This is a genomic window from Caballeronia sp. LjRoot29, from assembly GCF_964252755.1.
GTDB lineage: Bacteria > Pseudomonadota > Gammaproteobacteria > Burkholderiales > Burkholderiaceae > Caballeronia.
The window spans coordinates 60,135-83,292 of the sequence record NZ_CAXUPU020000029.1 but is presented as its reverse complement, the minus strand read 5'-3'; the positions used below and the strand labels follow the sequence as shown (position 1 = coordinate 83,292).

The 23,158-nt window shown below is 59.7% G+C and carries 22 protein-coding genes; 17 read left to right on the top strand and 5 right to left on the bottom strand.

The window, feature by feature from the left end; genetic code table 11:
* Positions 1–7: 7 nt before the first annotated feature.
* The 15 genes from ACSQ83_RS26390 to ACSQ83_RS26320 all read left to right on the top strand — a co-directional run bounded on the left by ACSQ83_RS26390 (position 8) and on the right by ACSQ83_RS26320 (position 11,630).
* Positions 8–850, top strand: a complete 843-nt coding sequence (locus tag ACSQ83_RS26390) for a type IV secretion system protein (RefSeq protein WP_436230175.1) — start codon at positions 8–10, stop codon at positions 848–850.
* Positions 847–1,755 carry a TrbG/VirB9 family P-type conjugative transfer protein gene (locus tag ACSQ83_RS26385; protein ID WP_436230174.1) on the top strand — a complete coding sequence of 303 codons (909 nt, stop codon included), beginning with the start codon at positions 847–849 and terminating at the stop codon, positions 1,753–1,755. Before ACSQ83_RS26390 ends, ACSQ83_RS26385 begins: the two co-directional genes overlap by 4 nt.
* An 18-nt stretch (positions 1,756–1,773) precedes the next feature.
* Entirely contained in the window at positions 1,774–3,111 is a 1,338-nt protein-coding gene (locus ACSQ83_RS26380) for a TrbI/VirB10 family protein (RefSeq protein WP_436230173.1), read from the top strand.
* 11 nt (positions 3,112–3,122) lie between these two features.
* Positions 3,123–3,782 (top strand): hypothetical protein, encoded by a 660-nt coding sequence (locus tag ACSQ83_RS26375; RefSeq protein ID WP_436230172.1) that lies wholly within the window; start codon positions 3,123–3,125, stop codon positions 3,780–3,782.
* Positions 3,783–3,836: 54 nt separating this feature from the next.
* The gene (gene virB11 / locus ACSQ83_RS26370) at positions 3,837–4,877 is read left to right on the top strand and encodes a P-type DNA transfer ATPase VirB11 (protein WP_436230171.1); all 1,041 of its coding nucleotides are present in this window, start codon (positions 3,837–3,839) and stop codon (positions 4,875–4,877) included.
* Positions 4,874–5,137 (top strand): hypothetical protein, encoded by a 264-nt coding sequence (locus ACSQ83_RS26365; protein WP_436230170.1) that lies wholly within the window; start codon positions 4,874–4,876, stop codon positions 5,135–5,137. The genes virB11 and ACSQ83_RS26365 overlap by 4 nt, the downstream gene beginning before the upstream one ends.
* Positions 5,134–5,361, top strand: a complete 228-nt coding sequence (locus ACSQ83_RS26360) for a DUF3717 domain-containing protein (protein WP_436230169.1) — start codon at positions 5,134–5,136, stop codon at positions 5,359–5,361. Before ACSQ83_RS26365 ends, ACSQ83_RS26360 begins: the two co-directional genes overlap by 4 nt.
* On the top strand, positions 5,358–5,648 hold the full coding sequence (locus ACSQ83_RS26355; protein WP_436230168.1) for a hypothetical protein: 291 nt from the start codon (positions 5,358–5,360) through the stop codon (positions 5,646–5,648). The genes ACSQ83_RS26360 and ACSQ83_RS26355 overlap by 4 nt, the downstream gene beginning before the upstream one ends.
* Entirely contained in the window at positions 5,645–6,202 is a 558-nt protein-coding gene (locus ACSQ83_RS26350; protein WP_436230167.1) for a hypothetical protein, read from the top strand. Before ACSQ83_RS26355 ends, ACSQ83_RS26350 begins: the two co-directional genes overlap by 4 nt.
* Positions 6,203–6,211: 9 nt before the next feature.
* Positions 6,212–6,574, top strand: a complete 363-nt coding sequence (locus tag ACSQ83_RS26345; RefSeq protein WP_436230166.1) for a hypothetical protein — start codon at positions 6,212–6,214, stop codon at positions 6,572–6,574.
* Complete coding sequence (locus tag ACSQ83_RS26340; protein ID WP_436230165.1) at positions 6,571–8,364, top strand: type IV secretory system conjugative DNA transfer family protein; 1,794 nt, start codon at positions 6,571–6,573, stop codon at positions 8,362–8,364. Before ACSQ83_RS26345 ends, ACSQ83_RS26340 begins: the two co-directional genes overlap by 4 nt.
* Entirely contained in the window at positions 8,361–10,046 is a 1,686-nt protein-coding gene (locus ACSQ83_RS26335) for an LPD7 domain-containing protein (protein WP_436230164.1), read from the top strand. The genes ACSQ83_RS26340 and ACSQ83_RS26335 overlap by 4 nt, the downstream gene beginning before the upstream one ends.
* A gap of 61 nt (positions 10,047–10,107) precedes the next feature.
* Positions 10,108–10,815: a StbB family protein gene (gene stbB / locus ACSQ83_RS26330; protein ID WP_436230163.1), complete on the top strand. Its 708-nt coding sequence runs from the start codon at positions 10,108–10,110 to the stop codon at positions 10,813–10,815.
* Between the two features lies 1 nt (position 10,816).
* The gene (locus ACSQ83_RS26325; RefSeq protein WP_436230162.1) at positions 10,817–11,257 is read left to right on the top strand and encodes a hypothetical protein; all 441 of its coding nucleotides are present in this window, start codon (positions 10,817–10,819) and stop codon (positions 11,255–11,257) included.
* A 46-nt stretch (positions 11,258–11,303) separates the two neighbouring features.
* Positions 11,304–11,630 carry a TrbM/KikA/MpfK family conjugal transfer protein gene (locus ACSQ83_RS26320; RefSeq protein WP_436230161.1) on the top strand — a complete coding sequence of 109 codons (327 nt, stop codon included), beginning with the start codon at positions 11,304–11,306 and terminating at the stop codon, positions 11,628–11,630.
* A gap of 1,462 nt (positions 11,631–13,092) precedes the next feature.
* On the opposite strand, the gene pstS (ACSQ83_RS26315) is transcribed toward ACSQ83_RS26320, so the two are convergent.
* Entirely contained in the window at positions 13,093–14,112 is a 1,020-nt protein-coding gene (gene pstS, locus ACSQ83_RS26315; RefSeq protein ID WP_436230160.1) for a phosphate ABC transporter substrate-binding protein PstS, read from the bottom strand.
* A gap of 882 nt (positions 14,113–14,994) precedes the next feature.
* On the opposite strand from pstS (ACSQ83_RS26315), the gene ACSQ83_RS26310 reads away from it, so the two are divergent.
* Positions 14,995–15,759 carry a metallophosphoesterase gene (locus ACSQ83_RS26310; protein WP_436230159.1) on the top strand — a complete coding sequence of 255 codons (765 nt, stop codon included), beginning with the start codon at positions 14,995–14,997 and terminating at the stop codon, positions 15,757–15,759.
* Positions 15,760–15,846: 87 nt separating this feature from the next.
* Here ACSQ83_RS26310 and trxB read toward each other — a convergent pair whose 3' ends face one another.
* From trxB to ACSQ83_RS26290, 4 genes are all read right to left on the bottom strand, one after another.
* Positions 15,847–16,851, bottom strand: coding sequence for a thioredoxin-disulfide reductase (trxB, locus tag ACSQ83_RS26305; RefSeq protein WP_436230158.1), 1,005 nt, complete (start codon positions 16,849–16,851; stop codon positions 15,847–15,849).
* 136 nt (positions 16,852–16,987) lie between these two features.
* Positions 16,988–18,079 carry a phosphate ABC transporter substrate-binding protein PstS gene (gene pstS, locus ACSQ83_RS26300; protein WP_436230157.1) on the bottom strand — a complete coding sequence of 364 codons (1,092 nt, stop codon included), beginning with the start codon at positions 18,077–18,079 and terminating at the stop codon, positions 16,988–16,990.
* Positions 18,080–18,146: 67 nt separating this feature from the next.
* Positions 18,147–19,634, bottom strand: coding sequence for an MFS transporter (locus ACSQ83_RS26295; protein ID WP_436230156.1), 1,488 nt, complete (start codon positions 19,632–19,634; stop codon positions 18,147–18,149).
* A gap of 289 nt (positions 19,635–19,923) precedes the next feature.
* The gene (locus ACSQ83_RS26290; protein ID WP_436230155.1) at positions 19,924–21,486 is read right to left on the bottom strand and encodes an acid phosphatase; all 1,563 of its coding nucleotides are present in this window, start codon (positions 21,484–21,486) and stop codon (positions 19,924–19,926) included.
* 210 nt (positions 21,487–21,696) lie between these two features.
* On the opposite strand from ACSQ83_RS26290, the gene ACSQ83_RS26285 reads away from it, so the two are divergent.
* Positions 21,697–23,013 carry a cytochrome-c peroxidase gene (locus ACSQ83_RS26285; protein WP_436230154.1) on the top strand — a complete coding sequence of 439 codons (1,317 nt, stop codon included), beginning with the start codon at positions 21,697–21,699 and terminating at the stop codon, positions 23,011–23,013.
* The last annotated feature ends 145 nt before the right edge of the window (positions 23,014–23,158 follow it).

Sequence of the window (23,158 nt, the reverse complement as noted above, 5' to 3'; positions counted from 1 at the left end):
GACCAGGATGGCATCGACTATCAGGCAATGGTTTGCGTCGGGAACGAACGCGCGCAAACGTAAGGGAAACCCGGCCGAGTCGACCACGCGAGCGGATGCGCCTCTGAGCGGCGTTGAGTCGGGTGAGCGCGATGCGGTCAGCTGGTACCTGAAACAGGCGCAGGCCTTCGAAAAGTCGAAGGTCGAAGCAGCGGAAGAGAAGGCCCGTATTGCGGACCGGCGCTCGGTGTTATTGGGCGCTGTCGCTCTCGCCGCTGTTTCTGGCATGGGGGCTTTAGGACTCCTAAGGCGACCAAACCCGCCGGCTGTGCTGCGCGTGAACGACACGACAGGGAAGGTGGATGTGTTGCCAACAACTGCGAACGGACACGTTACGTTTTCGGAGAAGACTGATCGCGCGGATCTGCACCGTTACGTCGAACTGCGCGAGAGCTACGACTGGGAGACGATTTCGGATACGCACGCCGCAGTGATGTTCATGAGCGACGACCACGAAAAGGAAGCCTATGACGGGTTTGTGCGCGGCCCGGCGGGTCCACTCAAGCTGCTGAAGGATCAGGCGCGGGTCATTGCACACGTCGGCTCGATCACCTTCGTGGGAACGACGGCACAGGTGTTCTGCTCGCGGCAACTGGTTTGGCTCAACGCGGCCGTAAAGCGTCCAGATCCGACGTATTGGATTGCGACGGTCGCATTCGAGCGTGCGAACGTTCCGGAAAAGCAGGATCAGCAGGATCTCAATGCGGACGGTTTTCGCTGCACGAGCTACGAGGTCACGCGAGACTGGACCCGGGCGCCCGCCGATGCTGCGCCGGCGTCGGGCTCTGCGGCAGCCGGAGGTGGAGCATGAAAGGACGAACGATCCGGATGTCGGCAGGCGCAGCGGCGCTCGCACTAAGCTTCGCGTTGGCGCCGATCCACGCGCGAGCGCTCGAAACGCCGCGCAGCTGCGGTTCAGACCCGCACATTCAGTGCGCGACTTACGATCCGGACCAGGCCTATCGTGTGGCGACCATGCCGGGGCGTGCGGTGATGATCCAGTTCGAGCCAGGCGAACACATCATCAACAGCGGCGAGGGCATCGGAGACGGCAAGGCCTGGCACGTGGCCATCAACGACAGTGGCGCGATGCTCAAACCGGGTGCGCCGCAGCCGGAAACCAATCTTCTGCTGGTCACCAACCGGCGCACCTATCCGCTCTCGCTTGTTGACGTGTCGGCCGCACAGCCGGCGACATGGATACTGCGTTTCGACTATCCGGACACGCGTGACAAAGCGGCGAGCGCGCAGCTGCGCCGTCAGCAGGCGGTAAGCGTTGCGCTGGGCAGTCAACAGGGCAATGGGCCGGCTATTCCCGCGTCGATCGTGAGCGTGGGCGCTGCGAAATCCACGCCTGTGGCGTCGGTTCCAGCGGCCAATATCCAATACATGATGCGCGGCGATCGTGTACTAGCGCCGACCGCGCTGTGGGACGACGGCCGATTCACGTACTTCAAGTACTCAACCGCGCGTGACCTGCCGACGATCTTCACGAAGCTTCCCGACGGTGGCGAGGCGACGGTGAACTTCCATATGGAGGGCGATACGGTCGTCGTGCACGAAGTGTCGAAGTCGTTTGTCATCCGCTACGGTCAGTCGGTGCTGGGTATCCGCAACGACGGCTATTTGCCTGATGGTCATTACAACCGTGCCGGCTCGTCGGTACCGGGTAGCGCGCGCATTGCACGTGACCATACCGATGCATCGACGAACTGATCAGGGAGCGAACAGGGTATGACTGAACGAAATGAAATGGAACATGCGGCGTCGACCGACGTCGGCCCGCAGCCTTCGCTCGACCTGCCGGGCCGTCGGAAAACGCGTGTGGGCAAGCTGCGTCTGGTGCTGGTCGCGCTCGCTGTTATTGCGCTGGGTGCATCGGGCGTCACGATCTATCTGCAGCGCCTGTTCCAGCAGCATCAGGACGCGAAACAGGCGGCGCTGACAAAACCGAAAGACAGCGGCGCGAGTGACGCCGGTGCGGATCTGGAGACGCAGAAGGAACGTATCAAACGCGCGGAAGATCAGGCCCGTGTAGCGTCGGAGGCTGCGGCCGCCGCTGCCGCGAATTCCCACCTCGCGACGCCGGCCGGCGCGGCATCGCAGACGAACGGACAGGCGGTGGCCGTGAGCAACCGACCGAGGCCGCTTACGCCGGCCGAGCGCCGCCTGCAGGGCAGCGTGCTTGTCGCGAGCGGGAACAACGATTCTGGCCAGAGCAACGATGGTCCCGTAGCATCAAATGAAATTGCAGGTGACAGCGGTGGCAACGCCGGTGTCAGCGGCCACGATGCGTCTGGTCTGGCAGGTCTGGCGAAGTCGATGGGGCTGTCAGCGCTGCGCGGCCGCAATGCAGGTGGCACGTCCAACTCGCGGGGCAAGACGGACACCGGCGACGGCAACGGTTCGTCGATCGACCAGTCGTTGCAGCCATCGAAGCTGCAGCCGATGCAAGCCTCGTTCAGGCCGAACAGGCACTACCTGCTTTCCCGAAACACGATGATCCGCTGCGGACAGTCGACGGCGCTCCGTACCGACCGGCCGGGCCTGATCGGATGCCCGATCGCGCAGGACGTGTGGTCCGACGATGGCACGACGCTGCTCGTTCGCAAGGGAGCCATGGCGAAGGGCGAGCAGCGCGATGCGGTCCTGCAGGGGCAGGGCGTGATCGGCGCGATCTGGGATGAGATCGACGACGGCGATGAGCATATTCCGCTCAACTCGCCGGCAACAGATCCGCTTGGAGCCGCGGGTATTCCGGCTTACGTCGACGAGCACTTCTGGCTGCGGTTCAAAGGCGCGCTAATGGTCAGCCTGATTGGCGATTTCGGCCAGGCACTGGCCAACAAGGCGAGCGGCAGCGGCAGCCAGATCACATTCTCGAACAGTTCGAACGCGACGCAGGACGTGGCCGCTGAGACCTTGCGCAGCACGATCAACATCCCGCCGACGGCGTATTCGAACCAGGGCTCGGTAATCAATATCTTTGTCGCGCGTGACATTGACCTGAGCGGCGTGTACGAGAACGTCGATGTACAGGGTAACCCCGTTGGCCAGAACGGGCAGCAATAAGGAGCGGACTCGTGAACCTGAAGATCACCTACCCGGACGATTTCCCGCTGCACGGCCTCGATCGCGACATGTTCGAGACCAAACTACGGAACGCACTGCGTTTCTGTTTCTACGGTACGACGGTTCGGCAACTGGCCGAACGGGTCGATGTGCGCCGTGCGCTTGTGGTTCCCGATGTCTTGCCACTGCGTCAGATCGCCGACGAGCACACGTTTGAGGATTGCATGGCGCTCGATGGGTGCCGCATCGACGATATGTCAGCGCCGCTGCGGCGCAACCTGCTGCGTAACGTCGGGGCGCGTATCGGGTTGACAATTTCGGAGTGGGACGACAGCGCGTTGCCGTCGCTCGGCGAGCCAGCCCATCATGCGGCCAGTCTTGCAACGGAAGCGAGCGCAACTAACCGGCAATCGGCCGGGGTCCCCAAAATTCAAGATCGCCATGCCCCACGCACATCACGCGTCCTGCTTGCAGCGGGGCTCTGCGCAGTGGCGATCGGCGGTGCGGCATGGAGATGGACCCGGCCGGCCGCGCCTCTGAGCGCAACCGTGGTTTCCACCTCGCCGGCGCAAACCCTTCGCGAGCTTGCCAGCAGCGTGCCGGGCGATCGCCGCCCATATCGCGTGTCAGTGCAGATCGAGCCGCAGGATTCGGACACCACGCCCCGCTGAACCGGTGCGTCAGCTTAAAAGATGGATGTGAGCCTGAACCAGAAAGGAGTGCAGATGAGCGCAGACATAATCGATGTGATCGAGAAGGGCACGATCGCCCGTAGCTTCCTCAAGCAGATGGGGATCTCAAATTTTTTCGACGGGAGTCTTACCGAGGTCGCGATCAATCGTCCGGGCGAGATCTGGACCCAGGGCTCGCACGGCTGGAAGCGGCACGAAGCCGCGGCCTGCACGTTCGACGCCTGCTCCAAGCTCGCGAATGCCCTGACGGTCATGAAGGGCGGCAAGTTCTGGACGAAAGAACCGATTCATCCAGTCGTGCTGCCGGAGGGCCAGCGCGGACACGTGCTGATGCAGCCGGCCTGCGAGCAGGACACCATCTCCATCACGATCCGTATTCCTTCGAACGTGCGCTTTACCGTTGACGAATACGACACCAACGGCTGGTTCGAGGGATACCGCGACGTTTCGCCTCGCCGCGAGATGCCAGCCGCGCTTGATCTGCAGCCGTTCGAGATAGAGATGCTCGAGGCGAAGTCGCAGCGCAACGTCACGCGCATGCTGGAGCTTGCCGTCGCCAACCGGTTGAATATTGCGGTCGCCGGCGGAACCGGGTCCGGCAAGACGACGCTGAACAAAGCGCTCTCAGACCTCGTACCGTCCGATGAACGGATCGGCACGATCGAGGACACGCCAGAACTTTCGCTGCCGAACCATCCGAATCGCGTGCACATGTTCTTCAGCGACACGCTGCCGGCGAGGGAACTGGTGCGCTCCACACTGCGCATGAAGTTCGACCGTGTGTTTCTCGCCGAGTGTCGTGGCGACGAAACGTGGGATTACCTAACGCTGCTCAACACGGGCACGCCAGGCGGCATCACGACGGTGCATTGCAACGACGCGCGTTCAGCTCATTCGCGCATCGCGACGCTGATCAAGCAGAGCGTCGTTGGCCAGACGCTCGACTGGCAATTCATCATGGACCAGGTGCGCATAACGGTGGACCTCGTCCTGTTCATGAACCGCGACAAGCGGCTCGCTGAGATCTGGTACGACCCGATCGGCAAGGCGCAACTGCTGGGTTGTGTCTCATGAGCGCCGATGCTGCTGCGCAGCTGATCGAACAGGGCGCGATCAGCCAGTGCGGCACCCTTGCCGTGTTTCTGTCGCAGGACCACCGCGACAGATGGCGACGCTGGGCCTGCATCTTCGGGCTGGCCGTGCAGCCCTTCTGGTTCGACATGGCGTGGCGTGCGCATCAATGCGGCGTGCTCGCGCTGTGCCTTGTCTACGCGGTGTCGTGGGAGCGCGGTTTCACGGCGCACTGGCTCGTCCGCAGGAAGGACCGTGTATGAACTTCGCGATCAGCGATATCGAGGCGGCGATCGAGGGATGGCGCATGCGTTCGCCGTCAGACGAAGCATTCGCTGCCAGCACAGAGGCCCGCGCGCTGGCGCGGCTCTACGGCGCCGTGATCGTACACGGCTGCGAGGGTATCACCGACGCCGAGCTGGACGACGCGCAGCGCGACGCCCTGCGGATCCTGTCCATCGATCCACTCGGAGAGTTCCCGCAATGAAGGCAGATCTTCCGGTTCCCGCAATTGCCGATGCCGCGGACGCGAACGATGGCAGCCAGTGCAAATGGCGACCGTCCGGCGACTTTGCGCTGGTCCACCCGTCGGGCTGGACGATCGCGCGGTACTCAGTCTATGACGAATGGCGCTACCTGCTGTGGGAGCCGATCGATCGCTGTACGGCGGCCAGCAGCAACCAGTTCCACGGACCCTTCGATAACGTGCGCGACGCGATGCGCCTGCATCGCGACCTGACCGCGCATCTGCAAAAACAGGAGATGGCGGCATGACTACACATCGGAAATTCCGTATCGGCGACAAGCGGGTCTGTGTCGAGGGTGGCAACGGTTACGCGCCGGAGGATCCCGATCATGTGACGTTCGCCGTGCGCGAGGCAAAACCAAATGGCAAGCCGGGTAGTCGGATCGACGCGAACTTATCGGTGCCGCGGCGCGCGGTGTTGCAGATAGCCCTGTCGATGCTCGAGCTTGCGAACCGCATGACGCCGGAGACAACGTGGATTAACAGCGAAACAGTCGGATGTGCCGGGCAACCGTTGCTGTTGCATTTTGGTGACGATCACGCGCGCATGACCGAACGCGTCACGGGTGACCGTCCATTGAACTTCGCGCGTAACGCCTACGCGAAATTCGTACGCCTGCGCGCGCGTATGCCGATCCTGCGCGCTGCGCAAAGCGTGCTCGAACACTGCGACGATGAGATCGCGGCCGGACTGTATGTGCTGATCGCGGCCGCTGATCAGACCGGCGGGTTGCCCGCGAAGCCGATCGTCGGATCTGACGCAGCCACATTCCAGCTCGATGTCGACGCAGCCACCCACTGAGGCCCGACCATGCCGAAACCGCTCCGCATTCTCATCCCTCTCGTGATCTTCCTGCTGATCCTGTGCGGCTTCGCGTTCCTTGGCCAGTTCGCCGGCGGCCAGCTTTTCGCGAAGATGCAGAAGCTGCCGCAGGGCAGCGCGGGCGTGTTCACGCTGTACGACTACTGGCATGCCTACGGCGACGTGCCTGCGGTTGTGCGCGCGCTCAAGGTGTGCACGCTGCTGTCGGTGGTCATCACCGGCCTGCCAGTGGTCGTGATCACGATGGCACTCGTATCGGGACGCAAGCGCCTTGCGCAGTTCGGCGAGGCCCGGTTCGCCACCCGTAGCGACATCGTGAAAGCAGGCCTGCTGGAGAAGAAACAACCATGACGACCTCACAACAGCTGTATCCGCCGTTCATCGTCGGCAAGTACAAGGGCGACTACCTGAAGTACTACGGCCAGGACTTTCTGATGGCCGCCGCCGGCACCCGCTCCGGCAAGGGCACGTCACTCGTGATCCCGAATCTTCTCACCTATCCCGATTCCGTCGTGGTCGAGGACATCAAGGAAGAGAACTACCTGTACACGTCGGGCTATCGACGGGCGTGCGGTCACGAAACCTACCTATGGGCGCCGTTCTCGGAAGACGGCCGCTCGCACGCGTACAACCCCCTCGAATACATCCAGCGCCGTGCGGCCTACACGCGCGTGGGTGACGTGATGACGATCGGCGAGCACCTGTATCCGTCCAACGTTGATGCGAAGCTGAAATACTGGAACGACAATGCCCGCAACCTGTTCATCGGGATCGTGCTGTACCTGCTGGAAACGCCCTCGCTGCCATGCACGTTCGGTGAGGTGTTGCGGCAAGCCTCCGGCAAGGGCAGGGCGATCCGCGAACACGTCTCCTCGATCGTCAGCACGCGTGCCCATGCAACTCAGACGACTGACGCGCTGCCAGCACTGAGCTTCGAGTGCCTCGATGCGCTGAACCGTTTCCTGTCGCAATCGAAGGAGGCCTTCGCCAACATCGTATCGACGATGACCGCGCCGTTGAACGTCTTTACCAATCCGGTTGTCGACGCGGCAACCAGCCGCTCGGACTTCGATCTGGCCGACGTGCGCAAAAAACGTATGTCGATCTATGTTGGCATCAAGCCGGGCGACCTGAAGGCCGGCGCGCTGCTGGTCAATCTCTTCTTCTCGCAACTGATCGACCTGAACACGCGCGAGCTGCCCGCCGAGAATCCGGATCTGAAATATCAGTGTGCGCTGGTGCTGGACGAGTTTGCGGCGCCCGGCAAGATCGACATCATCGATACGGCCAACCCGTTCATCGCTGGCTACAACCTCAGACTGATGCTGATCTTCCAGGGCATGTCCCAGCTCGAGGATCCGAAGTTGTACGGAAAGCACGGCACCGAAACGCTGGCGATCAACTGCAAGATGCGCAGCCTGTACGCGCCGCGCACGGTGAAGGAATCGGAAGAGTATTCAAAGATGCTGGGTACCTTCACGCACATGGCGCGCTCGCGTAGCCGCAGCCGCGGCCGCAGTTCGTCGACAAGCACCAACGAGTCGGAGCACGGCAGACCTTTGATGCTGCCGCAGGAGCTGCGGGCGCTCAAGCACCACAAACAGATCATCACGATGGAGGGGTGCGAGCCGATCCTGTGCGACAAGGCGTTTTTCTATGAAGACGCAGAGCTCGTCGACCGGCTCGTGCGGCAAAGCTCCTACCTGCAAGGGGTGATGGCGAAGCTGGAGAGGACCAACCGCCGGCGCGCGTGGTTCGGCTTCGCCCCGAAGTTTCCGGACGAACAGCAGATGAAACACGCTGCGTTCGTCGCGCGCGAGCTCTGCGCACCCGTGCCCAAGATCGACGTCGAGCAATGGTGGCAGACGCAGAACGCCGCCCGCCGTGCGCAGCAGGCCGCCGCGACCGCGGATGCAGCCAGGCAGTCAGCCGGTCCAGCGCGCGACGTGCGCGAACACGAGATCGGCGTGCTTGCGCCTGCTCACTTCGCTAACCGTCACAGCATCCGCGCGTCGCTCTTCCAGTTGATGCCTTATCTGCGCGAAGTCCTGCCGGACGCGGATGCTGCCGCTGCGCCGACCGCGGGTGCGCAAACCTCAGTCGCCCCGTCCCAACCTGAACCGCAAGGAGTCACCGTATGAACGAGATCGAATTTCCCACCGACCTGATCGATTACCGCGAGCGTGGCGCGGCCAATGCCGACGATGCGTCGGCGATACGTGCCCGGTCGACGCCGCCAGCGAACGAGCCGGACGCCGGCACGTTGCCGGGCAGTCCCCGGACCGGTGTTGACGGCGCTACGCAAGAGCGGTTGAAAAAAATCCGGGCGGCAGATCGCGAGAAGGTCGAGGCGCAGCTCAAACGCGACCCGTCGACCAAGCCGGTGACCGACACAGCGACCGACGAAGCAGTGAAGCCGGCGGCCGGCACGGGCAAGCCGCTCGGGAAGACAGGTTACCAGTCTGAAAACACCATTCGGCCGAAGCCAATCTTCGAAAAAACAGGCTACGACGTGCCAAAGTCGGTCAGTAACCTGTATGTGGCGCATGAAGGCAAGTTTCTCGATCGCAAGAGCGAGACGGTGCACTTTGAGGACAAGGGCCGCTCGCTGTCGACGGCCAGTGAGGACCGCGACGTGATCGCGCACATGGTCGAAGTCGCGAAGGCGAAGAATTGGGGCGAGTTGCAGCTCAAGGGCACTGATGAGTTTCGTCGGCAGGCGTGGATTGCCGCCGAGCTCGCTGGCATGCCGACACGTGGATTCAAGCCCAAAGCGCAGGATCGTGCCGCACTGACCGCCGCGCGCGAGGCGATGCGCATTGGGGCAGGCGAAGGGGCAGGCGAGCGATCGAATGATGCGGACAAGGCGCGCACGAACGAGATGGAGTCCGCAGACCCAGCAGGGCAGAAGCAGCCAGCTTCGCCCGAGTCGACGAAAACGGGCACACCGGCGCGTGAAAGCGCCCCGCTCAAAGGTGACCGGACGCCCGCCACGCAACCGTTGTCAGCCATGCCGGCCAGCCCCATTCACGACACGCCAACCCCGGCCGGTGTCACGGCCGGGGTGCTGATGGCCCACGGGCCCGCTCCTTTCAACCACGATGAAAAGCAGAACGCCAGCTACTACGCGACCATGCGTACGCAAGACGGTGAGCGCACCGTCTGGGGACTGGACCTCGAGCGCGCGATCGCAGAAAGCGGTGTGCAGACGGGCCAGCAGATCGAACTGGAGAAAGGTGGCAGCCGCAGCGTGACGGCCCAGCAGCGCCAGTTCGATAAAAAGGGCAAGGAGCTCCCACCGAAGACGGTCACGAGCCGGCGCAACGAGTGGTTTGTGTCCTCACCCGATGTTCCGGGCCTGCCCACGCGTGAGCAGCGCGAAGCGCTTGCCAGCGCACGGCGGGAAGCCGACGAGCGCCAGCGGATCGCCGAGGCGCGCGAACGGTTTCTGAAGGGCGAGTGGAAATTCTCGAAGGAACAGCAGGCGACGCTCGATGCGGCACGCGAGCGGATCAAGGCGCAGGCAGCGCGCGAGGTGCTGCGTGACGAGATCAAAAACCTGCCTGAGCAGCAGCAGGAGAAGCTGATGGGGGAGTTCGAAAGCGCCGTGGCCGAAGCGCGCGCAGCTAACCGGCCACTGGACGTGCCGATGCCACAAGTAAGCGAGGCGACGATCGAGGCGGTGCGCGAGCAGATCGAGCGCGAGCGCGCTGGGCAGGACAGAGCATCGGAGCCGCGAGAACAGACATCGGATCGGTCAATGCGTGAAGCTGGCCATGATGAGGCAGGGCATGACGCGCCGACGCTCGAACTCGAACCCTAACGCAACGCGCGTCCGCGACAGCGTCGCGGACGCCCTGATTGATCAACAGGAGAGACACACCATGAAAATCGCCGTCATCAATTTTTCTGGCAACGTTGGCAAGAGCACGGTTGCCCAACATCTGCTTGCGCCGCGCCTGGACAATGCCCCGATCATCCCTATCGAGTCGATCAACTCCGATGGCACTGAAACAGGCACGCTCCGCGGGTCACAGTTCGACGAGCTGCAGGACCAGCTCATGACCCTCGGAAACGCTGTTGTCGATATCGGCGCGTCTAACGTAGAGGACTTCGTGGGCCTGATGCAAAGCTATGACGGTTCGCACAAGGATTTCGATCTGTTCATTGTGCCAACCGTGCCGGCGGCAAAGCAACAGGTTGATACGATCGCGACGCTGCGGGCCCTTTCGGAGCTCGGCGTGTCAGCATCAAAAATCCGGGTCGTCCTGAACATGGTGGACCCGAAACAGGACATCGCCCGGATCTTTGCCAAGCTGTTTGACTTTCATGCCCGCACCAGTACGTTCTGGCTGGATCGCCACGCGGTCATCTATCAAAACCCGATCTTTGAAAAGATCAAGGGCTTTGACAAATCCATCGCCGAGATCAAGGACGATCCGCGTGACTATGTTGCACTGAACGCGCAAGCGCTTGATACAGGTGCTCCGGAGGACGAAAAGGCATATATCCGTCAGATGGTAGCGCTCAAGCGCCTTGCAAGCAGGGTAACAACGGATCTCGATGCGGTGTTCAAGGTCATGGTGCACTGACATGGGCGCTCCGGACGATTCGATCCGCGAGGAACTGATCGGCGCGGTGCTCGGCGAGCTGTCGCTGCTGCGCCGCGATGTCGGTGAACTGCGCACAGCGCTGCAGCAGGCGGGCGATCAGTTCAAAGACACTAGCGACCTCGCGATGCTCCGGCTAGCTGCGCGCACCGACCAGTTTCTGGCTGACTTTCGGGATAGCACTGCTGGCGTGCTCGACAAGGCCCGACAGTTTGGCGAGGCGCGTGAGCAGTTGCTGGGCGAGATTGCAATCCGCCAGTACGACGACGCTCATGACCGCAGCCTTGACGAGATCCGGCAGATCCTGCGCGAACCACTCGCACGCCCGTCGCTGACCCGTCGGGAGATGGCCCTGTGGGGAATTGGTACCGCGCTGCTGTCGGCGGCACTTGCCGTCATCGCCGTCGTGGTGCTCGCGCACTGAGACCAACATCGCCACGGCTCGTGGCACACACATGGACGCATGAATCATGAAACCATATTTTGCGATGACGACAACAGCGGCAGTCATCGCCGCAGCATCGATAGCGCCGGCTACGGCGCGCGCGGATGACAATCCGTCGGCGTGTGGCGCGGTACTGTGTCTCGCCGGCCTGATCGCCGGTGGCAGTGCCGGCGGGGACTGCAAAAACTATATGACGGGTTATTTTTCCATCATGAAATTTCACCATGGCCATTTCGACGAGACAGGCACGTCGAACGCCCGTATCGATTTTACGAACCAGTGCCAGAGCGTTGGAGGGGATACAAAGAAAGACGTCAACGATAAGTATGGAAATGTTCAATCTGGTCCGTGACGCTCGTCCCTTCTCTCAGGTCCTGACAGACATCGTTGCCCTCGGGAGTCAGGACCTTTCAAGCGCCGCCTCGACGTCGCCGCCGCTTTTCTTCGCGAATCACGTCGTGCAACGTACATTCCAGCTGGATATCGACTTGTTTCAGACGGTAAGAAGATTGCGCGAGGAGAATGCGGCGCTTCGCCTCGCGCGAATTGTTGGGCCCCGATTTCGACGCAGTGCTCTCCAGCGAGCCCGCTGCGATGACCAGGCACGCCAACCTATCGGGGAAGTTACCTCACAGAGGCAACCATGCTTGAAGGGTACCCCGTGATTTTTATACCGATTACGACGGTAGAGCGATCCAGACGCGACAAGGTCTGTCGGTCCGCCCCGCCCCGCCCCGCCCCGCCCCCAATATAATATTCAATCAAATCAGCGGCCTCCTGTTTGATCGAAATTACGGGACCACCGGCCCACCCCATATGAATGAGAAGCAGAAACGAGGCTTCGCCGGCGCGAACTCGGGCGTCTGGTACCGAGACAGAATGTATGGATACGCTAGTTCGATTAGTTGCGAATCCGTATGCTTTGGACTACGAACGAAAACTCGGTAATTTAGTTTATGTAAAATCGTATAGATAACGGAGCTTAACCGACTGTCACATGACCTTGCAAAAAATCAATGGCTTACCCGTAGACACTTCGTAAGCCTATCCATCTGCGAGCGGGACGTGCCATCAGCCATTTGTGGAAAACTTCTTCCACCCGACGTCGCTTGCACTAACAGAATGGCGATTCAAGCTAGAGGATAGGCGTCTCCCTTAGTACGCACTGCCACTCGATGCGGACCAGGTTGTTTGCGAACGCGAGAGGCCTTTCGCGCGCTGGTGTCAGTAGTTCGTCATTTAACTGGCATAGGTTCCAGTTTCCGGGGCGCCCGACAACTCGTAGAGAGTAACCTAGCCGCCGACTGGATCGTTGTTAGCTATCGAGGAGTCCCTCTTCGGCCGCGAAACAGCACCCGGCTCCCCAACGTAGCAATCGTTGCAACCCCCGCACAAATGAGGGCATCTCGCGATACCCAGAAATAAATCAGGCGAAGCATCGCCGCAACGGCGAACGCCATCTGAATAACGCCAAGGGTCAGCCGGAGAATCCCCCAGACGAGATAATGCTTATCACGGAAGGTAGGAACTGGCCCGGTTTCAGGGGACGTAAGGCTCCACTCCCGCTTGTCCTCGCTCTCCAGTTGCCTATGTGGCCTGACAGCTTTCATGTCTTGCCCCCTGTTCTATTTGATATGTCTATCGCTTGGCAACGGCAGCGCGATGTGCCGCTAGAAAGACGCAACGGCGATGATGAACGGAATAGTCGTGTTGACGAGAAGCAGATCGAACCTCTTCAGCAGTGTTAGACATCGCCTTTTCTCGAATCGCATCGCCAACCTGTCGGTTCCGTGTTGCCATGGGTTACCGAAATATCAGAACTTGAAGTTGGTGGACCAATAGAGCTCGATTTGCTTGACGAGCGCATCCGGCAACGGAACGTAGCCGAGCGACTGGGCCTGCTGTTGACCCTTTTCCAGTGCCCACTTGAAGAAGTCGATGGTCGCCTTCGATTGCGCAGCGTTCTTTGGCTGCTTGTACATGACGACGAAAGTCGCGGCAGTCACCGGATAGGCTTCTGGGCCGGTTGCATCGGTCATCACAAGGTCAAAGTCTTGCGCCTTTGTCCAATCAATGGTCGCGGCAGCCGCCTGGAATGACTTTGCGCTCGGTTCAATGAAGTTGCCGGCCTTGTTCTGAACGGAGCCGTACGTCATTTTGTTCTGCAGGACGTACGCGTACTCGACAAAACCGATGGAATTCTTGACGTGGTCCACATAAGCCGCGACACCTTCATTGCCGTTTCCACCTACACCCGTCGGCCATGCGACAGATATGCCGTCACCGACCTTGTTCTTCCATTCCGGACTGACCTTCGAGAGGTAGTTGACCCAATTGAACGTCGTACCCGAACCATCCGAGCGATGCACCACCGTGATGTTCGCATTTGGCAACTTTAGACCCGGGTTGATTTTGGTGATGGCCGGGTCGCTCCACGTCTTGATTTTGCCCAGGTAGATGTCGGCAAGAACCGGCCCGGTGAAGCGTATATTGCCCGGCGTAACGCCGTCTATATTGACGACCGGCACGACCCCGCCGATGACCGACGGGAACTGCCCCAGTGCCTTTGCCTTCAGGTCTTTACTGGACATCGGCATGTCTGTCGCGCCGAAATCTACTGTCGCGGCCTTGATTTGAGCAATACCGGCGCCGGAACCAATGGATTCGTAATTGACCTTGTTACCCGACGCGTGGTTGTAGTCCGCAGCCCATTTCCAGAGAACGGGATACACGAACGTGGAACCGGCCCCCGTGATATCTGCCGCATAGACAGCGGCACCGAACGTTGCAGCCACGACAGCACCCGCTAGGCGTTGCACGAACTGCTTGTTCATCTTGATCACCTCCGGTAGGCAAATATTATCTCTATGATACTAGATATGTTATGCATATAAGGGTGATAATTATGGCCGTCGAGTTCCTTTGCGACGCACACCATCATCAGGCAGCGTCGTTCCGTTCATGCGTGGGCGTTCTAATGCTTAAACACTCGAGCTACTCGGGTTCCCCCGACAGCTTTTCGTGCAGGCCTGGTGGCTAAAGCAATGCGCTCAGACGTAGTGTGTAGGTGGCATTCCGATGCAAGCCGCCCCAAGAATAATGTTCGATGCGAGTACGCGAGGTGTGCAGTGACTTCTGACCTGTCGAAGATTACTAGCGGATTCGGCCCGGCCGCCGCACGTTTGGAAATACTCCTAGAGCGTGCGCTAGAGCTCTCCAGGGCCACGGCTGGGATGTCTCACACCGAAAAGGACGTTGCGTGCACGGAACTGAAGAGGCTGTTCGCGCAGATAACAGAAGCCGCACACGATACGTCTGATTGCATTCTTGCGTCGACCCACTATCCTCGTTGACCTCCCGAGCACTTCGAATGGGCTATCGCCCGAACACACTGGACGAAACGGTTAGCCGTTCGAGTACGAGATTCGATGCGGCGAACTGATCCTGCGGTAATCCGTTATCCGGAGTGCGCCGCAGTCGGCGCGGACTCAGCGTGCCGTGCCGCCGCCATTCCGCCCCTGCAGAGACTGAGCAAAAGGTCGGCTACTGCGGTTAGAGCCCGGGGCCGATCAGACGCCCAGAGACGCATCGGTGCCAGGACCGAGCGAAACATCACATTGGTCGGTAAAATCGAGGTGGCTCGCAACTTAATGTTCGCCCACCCCCATGAATGTCGGTCGGTTAGGACAGGCGCGGATCACTTACGGAGCCATTACATGAAGCTTCTCTGGATCACAGATCTGCATTTGATGAGCGCGGGCGCGTCCCATAAAAGTGGTGTTGACCCAGAAGGACGGCTGCGTCGATGCATCGACCACATGATCGTCAATCATTCGGATGCTGCGCGGCTAATTATCTCCGGCGACCTTATACAGATCCGGAATTCAGAAGCCTACTCTTTGTTGGCCAGTCTACTCGCTGACATCAACATACCAGTGCGCCTATTGGTTGGTAATCACGACGACCGTGCTGCGTTAACAGCGGCGTTTCCCGACGTGAAGCTTCGCGATGGATTTGTGCAGGACGCGGAATTGTTGGACGGTTTCGAACTGATCTATCTCGATACCCTTGCGGACGGCAAGCATTTCGGCGAGCTTTGTCCCCAACGGCTAGCCTGGCTAGAAAAGTCGCTGGCTGCAACGAATCACCGGGCGCTGCTTTTCATGCATCATCCACCGGCGAGCGTCGGCATCCCGGCACTCGACAAGGCACGACTTTCTGCGGGCGATACCGAATTCGCGGCTATCCTGGAGCGCTATCGGTACCGCGAACCCCTTCTTCTCTGCGGACACCTGCATCGAAGCATCTCAGGAATTTGGAAGGGAACGCCGTTTGTCGTCATGACTACGCCTCATCTAGGTTTTGCGCTGAAAATGCACGAGGAAAAGCTGATCCCCGTGGATGAGAACCCCGGCTATGGCGTTATTCTCTGCGAAGAAGACAGCGTGATTGTCCATACGCAGTCGCTTCCGCGAGAATAAACGCCGGCCGATGCCCCCCGCAAAACCGGAACAATAGAGTTAGGCTGCGACCGGTTTGCACGCCACCGAGTCGCCGCTTTCACACTGTCACGCACCGTTTCTCCCCGCTTCGGCGCTCATCGAGTGCACAGCGGGATTTTCGTTGATGCTTTCAAGATAACGCTGAGCATCGAGTGCGGCCATACAGCCCGTGCCGGCGCTGGTGACAGCCTGGCGATAGATGTGATCCTGCACGTCGCCGGCGGCGAACACGCCCGGAATGCTGGTGCTCGTTGCGTTGCCTTGCAGCCCGCCGGTCGTGATGATGTAGCCGTTTTTCATCTCGAGCTGGCCGGCAAACAGGTCCGTATTCGGCTTGTGGCCGATTGCAACGAACACGCCTTGCAGCGGCACGTCGCTGGTCGCGCCGGTGTCGGTGCATTTGATGCGCAAGCCGGTCACGCCGGAAGCGTCACCCGTGACTTCGTCGAGTACATGGTTCCACTTGATATCGACCAGGCCTTCCTTTTCCTTCGCGAGCAAGCGATCGATCAGGATTGGCTCAGCGCGGAACTTGTCGCGCCGATGCACTACTGTCACCTTCTTCGCGATACCCGCTAGGTACAGCGCTTCTTCCACGGCCGTGTTGCCGCCGCCGATCACCGCAACTTCGCCGTTCTTGTAGAAGAAACCATCGCACGTCGCGCAAGCGGACACGCCCTTGCCCATGAACGCTTCTTCCGACGGCACGCCCAGATATTGCGCCGATGCACCCGTCGCAATGATCAGCGAGTCGCAGGTGTACTCACCCGAGTCACCGATCAGGCGGATAGGCCGTTCGGTCAGCTTGGCGGTGTGGATGTGATCGAAGACAATTTCAGTGTTGAAGCGCTCGGCGTGCTCCAGCAAACGCTGCATCAGTTCCGGACCTTGCACGCCCAATGGGTCGCCGGGCCAGTTTTCGACGTCGGTGGTGGTCATGAGCTGACCGCCCTGCGCGATGCCCGTGATCAGCAATGGCGACAGGTTGGCACGCGCCGCGTAGACAGCGGCGGTGTAGCCGGCGGGGCCGGAACCGAGAATTAGCACTTTTGCGTGTTTTGTCGTGGGCATAGCGGAGTCTGAGCAGACGTTTATCGGCGTTAAAAGGTTGGTCGGCTTCGGTTGCTCCCGAAACTGCACCGTTCGGCCGCGTGTGACGCTCGGCTAAACATCGTCACCGTGAGTCAAGCTCGAGGCGGCAATCCGGCTACTTGATCGACTGGATCTGTGCTTGACTCAGTTCCCAAGTGTGCGGCGGCAGTGGAATGAAATGTACCGTGTCCAGATACGCTTCTTTGGTCTCGGACGGCACAATCGACCAAAGGAGGAACCTGCGGATCGCCGCGGCCGTTTTTGCGTCGGGCTGCTGCGTCGAGACAACTGCATATTCATAGTTGACCATCGGGTACGAGCCGCTCGCCGGAGCGAACACCAGACTCAGGCGCTCGTCACCGGGCGTACGCGGGCCGAGCGAGGCGGCTCCGGCAGAGATGGTGTCCTTGCTTGGCAGGACGAATTCACCTGCGCCGTTTTTGAGTGCCGCGGTGCCCAGCTTTGCGCCCGCTATGCTATCGGCGAAGCTGATGCCCACATAGCCGATCGAATAGGGCGTTGCTTGGATCGACTGCACCATCCCCGTGTTGCCAACTGCTGATGCACTGTTCGGCGCGGAAGGCCATTTGATCGTGGTGCCATAGCCGCGGTCGCCTTCCCAGGACGGAGTCGAAAACGATAAGAACTGGGTGAAAACGAATGTATCGCCGGAGCCGTCAGCTCGGTGGATAGGAACAATTGGGTGATGAGGCAACGCGACGCCGGGATTGAGCGCTGCGATCTGCGGCGCATCCCATTCAACGATTGCTCCAGCGTAGACTGCGGCGAGCACCGGACCGTCAAGCTTAATTGACGTCGCGTTGAGGCCGGGCAAGTTGTAGTTGATCGTCTGAGCGGCAATTGCGAGGGCAACGGTGATGATTTGCGGGTGTTGCCGAGCATCGGAGTCGGACATGTATGCGTCCGAGGCGCCGATCCTGACCTTGCCGGCGATCGCCTCCCCGATTCCGGCTTCTGAGCCGGTCGAAGCCGTTGTGATTTGAACGCCCGGGTGAGACTTGGTGTATGCGGCAACCCATGTGTTAAACAATGGATATAGCAAGGTCGAACCGGTTTCGGTCAGAGTAATATCGTCCGCGCGCACCGACGCGCTCAGCATCAAAGCGACCGCGGACGTGCACAGCGACGCGACAACGAGCCATCGACGCTTCAACGAGGGTACCGGGTCATTGTGAGGATTCGTCATGCACGTCTCTCCGTCTCGCAGCTGGAAATCAATTGTTCGCCAGGCAAACTGCTCAGGCTCGACGCCATTAGCGCCCGATTTCATCGAGGTTGACGCCAGCCGTCTCGATGCGGTACATCCAAGTAATCACCGCTCCGAGCAGCGATGTGGCAACCAGAATGTAGAGAAGCGGGCCCGTGCCGATACCAGTGAGCAGAATGGGAAATAGAAAGGCGGTTGCGACTGCGCCGATCTTGCCGACGGCCGCCGCAAAACCCGCGCCCGTGCCACGGATTGCTGTAGGGAAGACCTCCCCCGCCAGCAGATAGGTTTGCGCGTTGGGGCCGAGATTGGTCATGAAGTTGAAGAGCATGAAACCGGCGAAGATCACCGCTGTCTTCGTTGAGCCTTCAAAGCCGTCGGAGAAGGAGGCGATCAGTAGCCCAGCTGCGCAACCGATAAACCCGATGACCTGCAGCCATATTCGCCCCACCCTGTCCGCGAGCACGACCGCGAAGAGGATGCCGACGATCAGCAGGGTCGTGATCAGCGCGGAACCTTTGGCTGCCAGAATGCCATTGAGGATCAGGTCGCTGATGCTACGGACATGATCAGGCTTGTTGCCGAAAGCCGCCGCGAGAATCGTAGGCGTGAAGATGCCGATGCCGTAGGTCCCGAGATCCTGCAAGAACCACGGTACGGAGGCCAAGATCGTCGCGCGCAGGTTGCGTTTTCTGAACAACGCAATAAAACTCTCTTTGCCTCCATGCCCTGCGCCGCCGAGCATGACATCACGCGACAAGGCGATGCTCGTCGGATACTGCGGCTTGCGTACAAGTAGTCTTCTCGCCGCTTCTTCCGCTCGATCGGTCGCGCCCCGAACGTGGAGCCAGTTTGGGCTCTCGGTGATGAAGAAACGCCCGATCGTGACGGCTAGCGCCGGAATGATCGCGGTGCCATACATCCACCGCCAAGAATCCAGATTCGGGACCAGGGACAGAACCAGAAGGCCGACCGCTGTTCCACCGAGTGCCCCCAACGCTTGAAACCCGAACGCACCCAAGACAAGCTTGCCTCGGCTCGTGCTCGGAATACTCTCTGAGATGATCATGTGTGCGGTCGGATAGTCGCAGCCAAGCGCGACACCCAAGCCGAAAAGACAAACCACAAGCGATATAAAGTTGGTGCAAAAAATTAGTAGCACCAGAAACGCGACGAAGATGATCATCTCGACGATGAACATGCGCTTTCGTCCGAAGAAATCGGACATGCCGCCCAGCCCCACGGCCCCAACGAGGATACCCATGAGGCTTGCCGCGCTGATAAAGCCGTCCTGTGCAGCGCTGATGCCGAACTCCCGGGAGATGAGCGGCAACGCTACACCGGTCATGAACACGACGAAGCCCTCGAAGAACTTTCCAGCCGCAGCGAGAGCCCAGATGCGCCATTGCATTGATGTCATTGGTGCTGACGGAAGATGCGTTCCGTCAGGCCACATCGGTCGCTCGTCGATGTAGTCCTGAACTGACTTCACGCGCGCACGTCCCGATTTTTCCGCATCTGTCACGTCATGCATACCGTGCTCCCTCTGTGATCGTTGCGATTGCGTTACCGATGTAAGCTAAACCGCATACTGACGAGCGTACGAATCACGACCTATTCACGCGATAGACTCCGCATCCGGAAGACCCGAACAAGCACACCGATTCTAGCGATGTAAGGTGTCAGTCAGTTGATGCGTGAACGAACATTTCAGTCAACCTAACCTTTTCGCCACCATGAGAAGAACTGTCTCGACTATACAAACGTGCGGTGATCCCGAACGTGCCGAGGTCACCGCCGAGTTCTATCTTGAGCTTCCGTTTCTACTGTGAAAAGTCCAGCGCGTTCGTAAGATCCCCCATCGGCTTGCCACCGTTCGCCACGAGCGCGGCGTCACGTGTCGTCAGCCCAGCAAGAGACGGCAGAGAGAACCGATGCGTGATGAACTTGAGGATCGACGTCGTATCGTATTGCGTGTGGTCGACAAAACCCTTCTTCGCGTACGGCGAGATGACGAGTGCCGGGATACGGGTCCCTGGGCCCCAACGATCACCCTTGGGCGGTGCGACGTGATCCCAGAAGCCGCCATTCTCGTCGTAGGTCACCACGACGACCATATTCTTCCACTGCGGGCTCGCCTGAAGGTGTTGAATGACGTTGGCGATATGCGCATCGCCCGACGCCACATCCGTGTAGCCCGCGTGTTCATTCAAATTTCCCTGAGGTTTATAGAAGGCGACTTGCGGCAAAGTACCTGCGTCAATCGCCTTAATAAATTCGGCGCCGTCCGTTCCACCGTCGAGCAAATGTTGGGCGCGGTTGGCCGTGCCAGGCGCCAAGTCCGCAAAATAATTGAACGGTTGGTGGTGGGTCTGGAAATCAGGCACCACATTCACCGCGCCGTTGATCTTTGTCCGGTCAGCCAATGCCGCTGCCCACGACCCCCCGTACCACGCCCAAGAGACGCCGGCGTTGTTTAAGAGGTCGCCGATGTGTTGCTGTGTTTGCGGGGGCAGCGTCGTCGCAACGCTGGGGTCAGCGAGGGTCGGGTCACCGCCGGCAGCGGGAGGATTGCCGCTTGGCTGGTACGGCGGTTGCATGGTGTTAATTGCGAAAAAGTCGGGCGAAAGGTTACCCGAATTGACGAACTTTGGAATGCCAGTCAAAGCAGACGAAGGCGAGTTAGCCGCGACTTGCAACGAGACTCCGTCGCTGTTCACAGCCGATACGGAACTCGCGGCCGGGCTTTTGTCGGCGTTCGGATACGTCGGCGTGCATGCGCACGCGAGCCACTGATGGTTGAGAAACGAGCCCCCAAAAGCACTCATGAAAAAGTTGTCGGCGAGCGTGTATTGCTGAGCGATTTTGTAAAGCGGAAGCTTGTCTGCGTTTGTGTTGTAGTGACCCATGACGAGACCGCCCGAGTCAGCCCACGCGGCGAACTTGTCGTTCTTCCCGCCGTCGATCTGCATTTGATTTTCATAGAACCGGTGGTACAGATCCCGCGTGGTAACCGATAACGCGGTATTGAATCCGGCCGGATCATCGATAGCGAACGGGGTATTTGGCAGATTGACAGTCATCGCTTGGGTGATTGCCGGCGTCACGCCTGTGGCTGTCAAACCGCCCCAAACGGCTGGCAGAGTGGGCAGCACGCTACCATCGCGGTCGAGCTGTTGCGTGTTGACCGTTGTAGCATTCTGGATGCCGTTCGCACCCGGAAAGGTGCCATATAGGTTATCGAAGCTGCGGTTCTCAGCGTAGATCACTACGATATTTTGCACGGACGAAAGGTCTGCGTGATTGCTGTCGTGGCCGCCGCACGCGTATAAGCCGAAGGCGGTTAAAGCTGCAAGCGGGATGGCACACACGAGTTTCTTGTTCATGGATTTTCTCTTGGGTGAGGGGCCGGCGCGTCGCAGGTATCGCACAGCGCCAAATCGTCGGGCGCCGTAAGTCTCGCAAACTACGTTGACAGAAAAGAGCCGGATTACTTACGTAAGCGAAAGCTACGAGAAAGATTTTCTGGACGCCGAATCGTCACAGAAAAGACATCTGCGAGACATACGCTGCGGCTTTCTTGATGCGAGCTCGCCATGTTTTTTACGCAGCGCTTTTCGCTTGCAGCAGTCCCTGCTCTCAAATCGATTGCATTCGGCGCAGCCTGCGCGTTCATGTACATCGCTTTGCTCGGTGGTTGCGACTCTCATGCAGAGACCCAGAAAGACGCAGCCGAGCCGACAAAGGTAAATACCGCACTAGCGGGTGGGCAATCGAGAGCCCAGGTGTTCGCGGCCGTCAAAGTGATGACCTCAGTCGGCGAAAAGATTTTTCTGGATCCCTCACTGTCTGGCTCCGGCTCGCTTTCGTGCGCGTCATGTCATAGCCCGTCTCATGCATTCGGCCCACCTAATTCGCTATCCGTACAACTCGGCGGTAACGATATGCATCGCTCAGGTTTTCGGGCCGCCCCTTCGTTGACGTACTTGCAGGGTGTGCCTCAGTTCACTGAACACTTTCACGACTCGGACGACGAAGGAGATGAGAGTGTCGATGCAGGACCGACCGGAGGACTGACGTGGGATGGCCGCGTCGATCAGGGTTCGGATCAAGCGCGCATACCTTTGTTGTCCTCATTCGAGATGGGTAGCACGCCGGCGAAGGTGGTGTCTGCCGTAAAGGCCGCTCCGTATGCCGGTGAATTCAAGCTGGCGTTTGGCCCTGACATCTTCAACAATGATGACAAGGCGTTTGCAGCAGTCCTCAAGGCACTCGAGACATTCGAGCAAGTGCCTGCAAAGTTCTATCCGTACACAAGTAAGTTCGATGCCTATCTTGCAGGCAAGGCAACGTTAAACGCTGCAGAGCTGCACGGTCTCGACCTTTTCAACGATGAGCGCAAGGGCAACTGTGCATCCTGTCACATCAGTCAGCGTGCGAAGGATGGGACTCCCCCACGATTCACTGACTTTGGGCTCATTGCAATCGGTGTGCCGCGAAACCGAGCATTGCCCGTCAATAAAGATCCGCACTTTTATGATCTGGGTGCCTGCGGTCCGGAGCGCACTGATTTGAAAGGACGTGCGGCATATTGCGGTATCTTCCGCACGCCGTCGCTACGCAACGTCGCGCTGCGCAAGACGTTTTTTCACAATGGGATCTATCACTCGCTCGAGGATGTCGTCCGCTTCTACGTCCAGCGAGATACGAACCCAGAAAAGTTCTATCCGGTCTCGAGGGCCGGTGTCCAGAAATTTGACGACCTACCGAAGCGCTACTGGGCGAACCTGAACACCGACGCTCCATTTGATCGGAAGCGCGGGGAAAAACCGGCGCTGGATGAGGCAGAGATCAAAGATGTTGTCGCGTTTCTCAACACGCTGACCGATGGGTACGAGACTGCAACGAAGTGAGGGCAGTCGTGGGCATACATCATGTGGGAGTCGTGATCTTGTCCTAATTCAGACACGCTTCGATGGCCGCTTGTACCTTGCGGTGGCACAAAATATTGGTTGAGCGTGCGCACTCGATCGACGTCATTCGCAGCTGCGAACTTCT